The sequence below is a fragment of the Bradyrhizobium sp. th-b2 genome, assembly GCF_000426785.1.
Lineage (GTDB): Bacteria > Pseudomonadota > Alphaproteobacteria > Rhizobiales > Xanthobacteraceae > Bradyrhizobium > Bradyrhizobium septentrionale.
The window spans coordinates 108,817-117,970 of record NZ_KE384570.1 but is presented as its reverse complement, the minus strand read 5'-3'; the positions used below and the strand labels follow the sequence as shown (position 1 = coordinate 117,970).

7 protein-coding genes are annotated in these 9,154 nt (G+C 58.6%); 2 read left to right on the top strand and 5 right to left on the bottom strand.

Annotation, left to right across the window (positions count from 1 at the left end; genetic code table 11):
- Positions 1–542: 542 nt before the first annotated feature.
- The gene (locus K359_RS0149835; RefSeq protein WP_245284983.1) at positions 543–2,459 is read right to left on the bottom strand and encodes a sensor histidine kinase; all 1,917 of its coding nucleotides are present in this window, start codon (positions 2,457–2,459) and stop codon (positions 543–545) included.
- A gap of 538 nt (positions 2,460–2,997) precedes the next feature.
- Here K359_RS0149835 and K359_RS56845 point away from each other — a divergent pair.
- A complete protein-coding gene (locus K359_RS56845) occupies positions 2,998–4,689 on the top strand; it encodes an MFS transporter (protein ID WP_084518887.1) in 1,692 nt (563 codons plus the stop codon).
- A gap of 126 nt (positions 4,690–4,815) precedes the next feature.
- Here the strand turns inward: K359_RS56845 and K359_RS0149820 are convergent, their stop codons facing one another.
- The 4 genes from K359_RS0149820 to K359_RS0149815 form a co-directional block, all read right to left on the bottom strand.
- Positions 4,816–5,112 carry a DUF1330 domain-containing protein gene (locus tag K359_RS0149820; RefSeq protein ID WP_029085557.1) on the bottom strand — a complete coding sequence of 99 codons (297 nt, stop codon included), beginning with the start codon at positions 5,110–5,112 and terminating at the stop codon, positions 4,816–4,818.
- A 140-nt stretch (positions 5,113–5,252) separates the two neighbouring features.
- Positions 5,253–5,510 carry a helix-turn-helix transcriptional regulator gene (locus tag K359_RS66700; protein ID WP_084518886.1) on the bottom strand — a complete coding sequence of 86 codons (258 nt, stop codon included), beginning with the start codon at positions 5,508–5,510 and terminating at the stop codon, positions 5,253–5,255.
- 230 nt (positions 5,511–5,740) lie between these two features.
- Positions 5,741–5,911: a Myb-like DNA-binding domain-containing protein gene (locus tag K359_RS66695; protein WP_165127656.1), complete on the bottom strand. Its 171-nt coding sequence runs from the start codon at positions 5,909–5,911 to the stop codon at positions 5,741–5,743.
- A 1,363-nt stretch (positions 5,912–7,274) separates the two neighbouring features.
- The gene (locus tag K359_RS0149815) at positions 7,275–7,985 is read right to left on the bottom strand and encodes a GntR family transcriptional regulator (protein WP_029085556.1); all 711 of its coding nucleotides are present in this window, start codon (positions 7,983–7,985) and stop codon (positions 7,275–7,277) included.
- Positions 7,986–8,128: 143 nt separating this feature from the next.
- Here K359_RS0149815 and K359_RS0149810 point away from each other — a divergent pair, with 143 nt between their 5' ends.
- Positions 8,129–9,151, top strand: coding sequence for a TRAP transporter substrate-binding protein (locus K359_RS0149810; RefSeq protein ID WP_029085555.1), 1,023 nt, complete (start codon positions 8,129–8,131; stop codon positions 9,149–9,151).
- Positions 9,152–9,154 lie beyond the last annotated feature (3 nt).

The following is a 9,154-nucleotide window of genomic DNA, read 5'->3' as shown; positions in this document are numbered from 1 at the left end:
CGAAGGCGCGATCGCGGAAGCGACTGCGCTTGTCGGCAAGCGCAGCGTTCGCTTCAGCGCGGTACTGAAGAAGTTCGCATAGGCATGTGCGCCTACCGTCGTTCGGTGGTTGGTCATTGCAATGCACTCCAACCCAACCCGACTCAAAACGGCACCGCGCGGGCAGGTCAATGACGGAACGTTTCGCGTCGTTCATGATGAGTGGTTTGGGTCAAAAGCAGATATTCTGCGATCTGACGAATATGCCAGCTACCAGCCACCGAGCCGCATCCCCAAGTGTCACCGCTCCCGGATCTTCTAGACTCTCGGCCACGAGAGAGCCGGCGTAGAACGCCAGCGGGTCCGCATGCTGATTGAGATCGCGTAAAAGACAGTCGATCCGCCAACAAAATTAGTTCTGCTCAATAACAATGCTCGCAGAGAACTAAGGGCCTGTATTCATAGATCTGGTACGCGCATGCGGGGATAGCTAGGTTCGGGTTGCCCTCTAAAACAGACATCGAGGGATGCCTAAGTGAAAGTCAGCAAAGGGCCAATTGAGGTCATTTCGGCTGTTTCGCAAGTGGTAGTGTTATATGAAAAGCTGCGCCCCGCCCGGCCAGATTTTCAGCAGATATCTGTCCGCTGTGAGTTTCGACGATAGTTCTCGCGATCGAAAGGCCCATGCCCATGCCTTTCGGCTTTGTCGTGAAAAATGGTTCAAACACCTGCTTGAGCTGATCAGCGGGAATGCCCGGACCGACGTCAGATACGGAGAGACAGGCAGAACTGCCATCGCGTGACGTTGACACTTTGATACGCCTTTCGGTGCTGGGCATACCTGACATCGCATCCATAGCGTTGACGATCAGGTTCAGGACGACCTGTTGGAGCTGGATTGGATCACCCTGGACGGAGAGGGGCATCGGCGCAACTAGACTTATCAACTCAACTTCCCGCCCAACCGCTAGGGCTGAAAGAAACTGAACGGTTTCCCGGGCAGTGTCGTTGAGATCAACATCTTTCAACTCAAAGGGAGTTCTCTTGATTAGAGTTCGCAACCGACCAATAACATCGGCGGCGCGCATGTCGTCCCGGCGAATGTCAGCGAGAATCTCGCCGATCTGTTTTGGATCGATCACCGGAGACTTAACGATCAGTTCCGCAGTTTCTACATTGGTTAGAATAGCGCCGAGCGGTTGGTTGAGTTCGTGCGCGATCGTCGCGGTGAGCTCACCGGCCATCGAGAAGCGATTGATGTGAGCCAACTCCGATGAGCGTTGCCGCGCTTGAACTTCGGCAAGCACACGTCCGCGTTTCTCAAAGAGCAAGCGGAAGATCAGAGTCGTCTGAATTAGTTGGGCGGAGCAAACCGCAAGAACCTGCCATCGATAGAGTTCCCAAGCCGATGGTTGACGAAAAAGAACTTTACTGCCTTCCGGCAGCCTTCCCTCAGGAATGCCCCATCGCTTTAGTTCGCGCCAATCGTATTTGGCCGCCTCGTACAGCAATGCAGGGGTCTTGATTTCTCCCGCTTTCTCTCCGCCAAGTATTTTGACAGCGACCGCCGCCGCGGCGCGAGATCCCTGCAATACAGAAGTCATCCGTCCGCCTACGATTGCGTCACCGAAAAAGGCGTCGTCGTGAGAAAAGATTGGGGCATTTGCCACAGCATGAAGCCGCTTGAGTGCCTGCTCGCCATCGTGAGTTGCCCCTGTCACATCGACTTGCGGCTGGATCCAGAAAATCGCGCTGTCCTTCGGAAGCACCGCTGCGCGCTTCAGAATCTCCTCGAACGACAGTTCGTTCCAAAAGAGAAGATTGATACGCTCCTTCATGGGTTGGAGGCGGCTCCGTATCTCGTCAACCCAGAATCCCTCGTTGGATGAGTTTCCGATAACGACAGCGACGTTTTTCGTCTCGGGCAAGACGCGAACGATATTTTCGAAAAGGGACGGAATATCAATCCAAACCGCCACCACCGCATCGTTCCCGGTGAGGCGCATTTGCTGGACGCGTCTTTCGTCGATTGCCGCGAGCAGCGCGGGTACGGTGGGGAATAATTCCGTTCGGTGTCGTTGCAGGAAGGCAGCGGCAGGCGCGCCAAAAGCAACCAAGAGGTCGGGCGTACCGCCAGAGAAAAGCCTATCGAGATAGGCGGAGAGCTGCCTCTCAGCACCTTCGCCACCTGGGCCAAGCGCGACCGGAAAATGCTGTATCACCATCGGTAATGATGATTGCTGCTCAAGCTCCTGTCGGAATGTCCTGACGTAGTCGCTCCACGGCTTAAAATCCTGCCCATTTGACTGAAGGACGATGACCCGCTTCGGAGTCACCGAGGCCCTGGCGACCGAAATCGAAAGCGTGACGCCCACGACGGCGATGAATTTAACAATCAAGCCGACGCAACTAAAAACCATCGCGGGGCGGCCTCGCCACAAGCTTTGAGAGAACTTTGTAAATTGATACCAGATTGCCACTAAAGGAACCCGCGCGATTTGACGAGGGAGCTATCGATTTGCGGCTCCGTATTTCTACGGCTCTCACATGCTGAAAAGTAAAATATAAATCGCGCCGAGTGCCAGAAGAAACGTCCCGGCGACCCAGACGACAAAAACCCTGTCATGTCGAGCCATGGCCAATCCTCGTTGCCTTAACAACACGAGCGACGGCTGGGGCATGATTGATCTAAATCAACAAGAACCATTCGCCCGTGGCGCACAAAGCCGGGACCGGCACGGCTCAAATTGAGCCAAGGGTGACTGCGCTATGAGGTCCGAGAAGGGCTAAGAGGGACTCAAGCCAAAGCCGGAGACCGTGAACGCTAAGACAACTGGAAGGCGTTTCGGGAAGCGACCTGGATCAACCCCGAAGAATGCTCGCATTTGGCGAGGAGCATTCTCAAGGAATTGACTGCCAGCGGCTTTGAGATCGTCAAAGAAGCAGTGTCGGTCTTCGTCCGCGGCGGGGCAGAAGCTGACGCTGGCTTTGATCCACGTGGATCCACGCCAGCGGTAGATGTGGGACAACCGTCGTAAACCGGGTTGGTATCATCGAAAGATGACTTCTCAGCACGAACAGCAGACCCCGCAGGGCCCCGGTCCTGACACGGCGCATTCTGCCTGGGCACCATTCGCAAGCCATGCGTTTTGCTGGCTGTGGCTGGCCAACACTGTGTCTGCTCTGGGGACCTGGATCCAGAACACGGCCAGCGCGTGGATCATGACGGACCTGACGCCAAGCCCGATGATGGTCAGCCTGGTCCAGGCAGCCGCGCAGCTCCCGGTGTTTCTGCTTGCGCTGCCCGCCGGAGCGCTCGCTGACCTGATGGACCGCAGACGCCACCTGATCCTGACGAACTTGCTGATGTTGGTGGCGGCCACTGCGCTGGCAATCGTCGCGGCGCTGAGTCGCCTTGATGCCACCATCCTCCTGGCGCTGACAGCCCTCTTGGCGGTAGGTGCTGGGTTGAACAATCCAGCATGGTCTGCTTCCGTGCCGCTGACGGTGCCACGTCAGGTATTGACGCAGGCGCTGGTCCTCAACTCGGTCGGGTTCAATATCGCGCGCGCCGTCGGCCCTGCGGTGGGCGGGCTGATCCTGACAATTGCCGGTTCGACGGTCGCATTCGCGGCCAACGCGGCTTCCTTCGCCTTCGTTGCGCTGGTCGTCGGCATTTTGCTGACCTTTCCGCGTATACAGACGTCGAGTGATGTCCCGCCCGAGCAATTCGGCTCGGCGATGCGTGTCGGCCTCGCCTATGCGCTGGCCGAGCCGGTTGTGTGGAACACGCTGGTCCGCTCAGCGGCGTTCTTCGGCTGCGCTAGCGCGATCTGGGCGCTGCTGCCGTTGTACGTTCGTCAGGTGCTCGGGCTTTCCTCCGCGTCCTTCGGAGTGATGATGGGGGTCATTGGCGCCGGCGCGGTGCTGGGCGGGCTCATCGTGCCCCTGTTGCGCAAGTTGATCTCGCGCAACAACCTGATCGCGCTCGCCGGCGCGGCATGCAGCGTGGCTTTGATTCCCCTCGCCCTCATTCCCAGCAAAATGACTGCGTATCCGGCGCTGCTGGTGTTCGGCCTCGGCTGGATTATCGGCGCTTCGAACTTGCAGGCGACGGTGCAGTTGGCGGCGGCGCCGTGGGTGCGCGCTCGCGTGCTCGCCCTCTATCAAGCGATGTACAACGGCGCCATGGGCCTGGGCGCGCTGCTTTGGGGCTTGCTCGGCGAGCACGCGGGCCTCACAGGAACAATCCTCGCTGCGGGCCTGGGAGGCTGCCTTATCGCACTCCTGACGCGAGCGGTAGAACTCCCGGCTGAAATCGGCGATCCGTCAGCTCCGGCCTTGGCGGTTCCCCGCGCCCTGTCGATCGCGGAGGAGATGTTGCCGCTCTTGTACAGCGCCCGGCATCGGGTGGTGCTCGCGATCAGCTACCGCATCGATCCGGCCAACGCTACGGCATTTCGCGCCGCCATGGCCGACGTCCGGCTGTCCCGATATCGGGCCGGTGCGGTGGGTTGGGCACTGTCGCGTGACGTCAGCGACTCGACACACTGGGTGGAGACATTCCGCGTCCGTGATTGGCACGAACTGCGCCGGGGTATCGAGCACCACAATCTGGCAGACAGCGAGGTCGTGGTTCGGGCCCGTTCCTATCACCTCGACGAGGAGCCGCCCCGCATGACCCTATTGTTGCAAGAGCCGAGAGCGTGACGTTGCACACGACGCCTGCCACGGCGGTATGGGTCATTACGGAAGTCAGCTCGCCTGAAGACCGTGCCCGCTTCTCACTTAGAAGCGGACGTCGGGCTGACCGAGCGGCATGACCGCTTTGGGCCACTAAGCGCCTTCGAGCGTGAACATCATGTCGAGTTCGCTTGTGCACTGTTTGCGGAGAGCAATGAGCGGTTGGTACTCGGGAGCCTCGTACCAACGGGTGAGTGCGTCCATGTCCGGAAATTCGATGATGACGACTCGCTCGGGTTTCCAATGCCCGCCCTCCGGCATTTTGTGGCTTCCACCCTTGGTCAGATAGCGGCCACCATGCTTTGCGATAAGGGGGGCGACCTTGGCTCTGTATTCTTCAAACTTGGCCGCATCGGTAATGATGTGCTCGACGATGAGGTATGCCGCCATTTGCTTGCTCCTGCTTGGCGCGCGGGCGTCGGACGGAAATAGTGCCCACGCGGCCCAGCGCAGTCTGACCATAGTTCACGGTAAGCGGCCCCAGCAACCATTGGGGGCCTGTGTGAAGGAAGGCTAGTTGCTGGGGCCATCTACCGCCCGCTTGGTGCGGGCGGGCCAGGTCTCGGTGGCGGAGCTATTGGCGACGACGGCCATCTAGCTAATTTTTCCGCTACGTCGACGAGCTGCGCTTGAGATTGGATTTTCAGCTTCCTGAGTAAGCGAAGGCGCTGGACAGATACTTGTGCTTCGGTCCCGCCGATCTGTGCAGCAATCTCCGCGTCACGCCGCCCGAGAGCCATGCGCCGCAGGAGCTTCTTTTCACGCGGGCTTAGCGGTTCGGCTACCATCGTCACCGCACGAACATGGCCAGCGCTACGATGACTATCGGGCTCAAGCCGAGGATCACGGCCCAGATTTTGAAGAATACGTCACCCACAGTGACACAACCCCACGTGGACGAGTAGTCTACGCCGGGGAGATTCGGCAACTCCAGTGCAGTTTGTGCCAGCTATAGGATTACGGGCTGGTCCGATGTCCAAGCGAAAGAGGCCGCCAACCGAGGCGGTCGTAAATCGTGTTATTCGACTCGCTCATCTTCTCGCTTGTGCTTGAGGATTAACGTTCGCCCCACGATTGATGCCTCTGATCGACGAAGCGCCTTGGCGATCACTGTCGGTCTCTTTCCGGCTGCCCTCAATTCGAGCAGCAGTTGATCGTCTTCTGGCGTCCAAGGTTGGTTTGCGCTCATGGCGTTCTAAGTTGGTGGCTTCAGTTCGGCGCTTGCCAGCCACTCACTCATATGTGCGCCAGTCTCAGCCTGTCGCGCCTTCTTCAAAAGGGCGTCTCGGTCTGCCCCAGGTGCGAGCACGCCAGCCTGTTGGCGGAGTCGTTGCGCCTCGTCAGCTAGACGTTGTTCAAGTGACTGCGTTTGCTTGAAATGACGACGCTGCTGCACTGCGCTGCTCCCTGCATGTTGGCGGGAGCGCAATCGGGCGTTCACATCACCGATAGTAGCCACGAGCGGAGCGGTGATGGCATATTAAAGCACTATTAATGGGTTTAGTTCTGTCCACCAGTGAACATAGTGGCAAAAAAAGTTCCAGTGGCCGTTTGCAATGAAATGCTGAGACGGTTCCAGTGCAGTTTGTGCCTACCACGAAGTACGACGCGGCCCTCTGGCGGGCTTCATCCAAGTAAGAGCCCAGCCACGCTTGCGATCAAGGCCACAAAAAGACACCGCCCCTGCGCACACAAAGGCAGCCTCAATGCCGTCCATTGGGTGATGGTGATGGTTCGTGGCATCGGGCTCCTCCTAGATTAAAGCCCGTGGACCGAGGGGCATGAGCCGCTCGGTTAGGCGATGCTTTCCGCTCTCGACCCGTTGGCGTAGCTCTCTGGCTTCCTGGGTGAGACGTTCTTCGAGGGGGACAATCTGAATAACTCGGCGCCGTCGTCGTCGACTTGGCTCGTCTACCCGGTGCTAACCGTTGGGTATGAGACGTTGGCGAGCGATAGGTCGACTCGGGCTTTCCTGCTTGGCGTTGGTCAATCACGGAAGTGGTCTGACGCTCGATGATTTCGGCTGGCCCGCACCGAACTCCTAAAAAATAATGCTCGGCCGCAGCAGAGGGCCTGGCCTCTCGGCTTACACGTTTCCTATAAACGCTTGAGATACCGAGCTTGTCTAGTAAGCCACTCTAGTGCGCTTCAGTCATTGGGACTGAAATTCTCGCCGGACCAGAAAAAAAATCCCGGAATGGGAGTGGGGCCGGTCCTCGAGCCGCAAGTGCCTAAGGAAATCACCGCCCCCCTCCGCCGGAGCAGCATCATTTCCAGCAAATTGGTCAAAGCCGACCTAAGGACGGTCCGCTTTGGGGCCAGAAGCAGACGCGGCGGATGCGGCCGGCAACGCTCAAGGCAGCACTACCGACGCTGATGAGCGTCGATTAAACTATACAAACAAATCATGCGTCAGATGGTGGTCAACTCTTGCGTGATCAGTGACGCTCTGCTCGGCGGGTATTCACCACAAGCAACTCTGCTCACCTATGTAGGAAGCCACCAAAGAACTAAACTGAACCTAAGATGCCCCCCGCCGGCGTCGCTGCAGGTTACTTGATCCGCCGCGTACGGCGTTGGCGCACCTCTTGTTCAGAGGCCGCCTGCTGTGCTTGCAGTCTTTGAACGAATATCTTGGCTGCGCGCGAAATATGGTCACGGCTCAGCGCCTCTGCCCGGTCACCATCGCCGGCGACGATCGCGTCGAGGATCGCGACATGCTCGCCCAGAATGGTCTGCGGCATCTGCACATCGTCACGCAACACTTCGCCCATGACCCGGCGCAGATACGGCCAGTGCGGCGCGGTCGTCTCGCCGATCAATGAGTTTTCCGAAAGCTCGTTGATGAAGGCATGGAATTTCATATCGGCTTCGATTTGCTCGTGCAGTGATCCGCTCGCGACCGCGGCACGTCCCGCTTCCAGGAAAGCCGACCCCTCGATCTTGGCACGTCCGGCGCCGCGCTCGGCCGCTAGGCGCGCGGCCAATCCATCCAGCATGGCCCGGATCTCATAGAGCCTCCGAACGAAATCGGGATCGATCGGCGAGACAATCAAACCCCGGCCTGGCGCCTCCCGCACCAATCCGCGGTCCCGCAAGAGCAGCAAGGCTTGCTGCACCGGCTGCCGCGACACGCCGTAAGCGCGAGCCAAATCGTCCTGAATCAGGCGCGCATTGGACGGCAGTTCCCCTTCGATAATCTCGGAAACGATAGCATTTACAACCTGTTCCACGAGGGTCGGCTGGGTTTGGACGGTAGGCATGCAGACTCCAACGGGCTGTCGTGCGGATTCATAACACCGCGACGCAACAAAATCCATTGCATCGAATTCGAATTCAGAATATGAATTCGGTATTCGAACTCAATAGCACCGCACCAACGCGGAGCCCACATGGGAGGATACTTATGCTCACGGTTAGCCGTCTTACGCTTTTGAGATCCACTGTCGGTGTCGCCGCCGCGGCCTCGCTCCTGAAAAGTCCCGCCGTGCTGGCCCAGGCTGCGCCGCTGAAACTGAAGTTCGGCAACGACCTGCCCGCCACGCACTCGGTCAACGTGCGGCTCAAGGAAGCCATCGAGGCGATTACCGCGGAGACCAAGGGACAGGTCGCGATCAACCTGTTCCCCAACAATCAGCTCGGCAGTGATACCGACATGATGACCCAGCTTCGCTCCGGCGCGCTGGAGCTGGCCACCATGCCTGGCACCGTGATGTCGACGTTGATTCCGACGGCATCTCTGACCGGCGTCGGCTTCGCCTTCACCAACTACGACAAGGTGTGGGCTGCGATGGACGGCGAAGTCGGCAAGTTCATTCGCGGCAATATCGAAAAGGTCGGCCTGACGCCCTTCGAAGCGGTGTGGGACAATGGCTTTCGTCAGATCACCAGCAGCACGCGCCCGATCAAGACACCGGAAGACCTCGCCAACTTCAAGATTCGCGTCCCTGTCGTGCCGCTTTGGGTTGCGATCTTCTCCGCCTTTGGCGCCGCGCCGGTCAGCATCCCGCTCAACGAGGCCTATTCCGCGTTGCAGACCAAGATCGCTGATGGCCAAGAAAATCCACTGGCGCTGATCGAATCCGCAAAGTTCTACGAGGTCCAGAAGTATTGCTCGCTCACCAATCACTCTTGGGACGGCTTCTGGCTGATTTCGAGCGGCAAGGTCTGGAGGACCATTCCGAAGGACGTGCAGGAAGTCTTGCAAAAGCATTTCAACGCGGCGGCCAAGAAGCAGCGTGACGACATCGTCAAGGCCAACGCAGACTATCAGAAAGAACTCGAATCGAAGGGTCTGACCTTCAACACCACCAACGCTGAAGCTTTCCAGGCGGTGCTTGCCAAGACGTCGTTCTACAAGGATGCCAAGGCCAAGTTCGGCGACGAAGCGTGGGCCCTGTTGCAGAAATACGCCGGCAACATCGGGTGACGC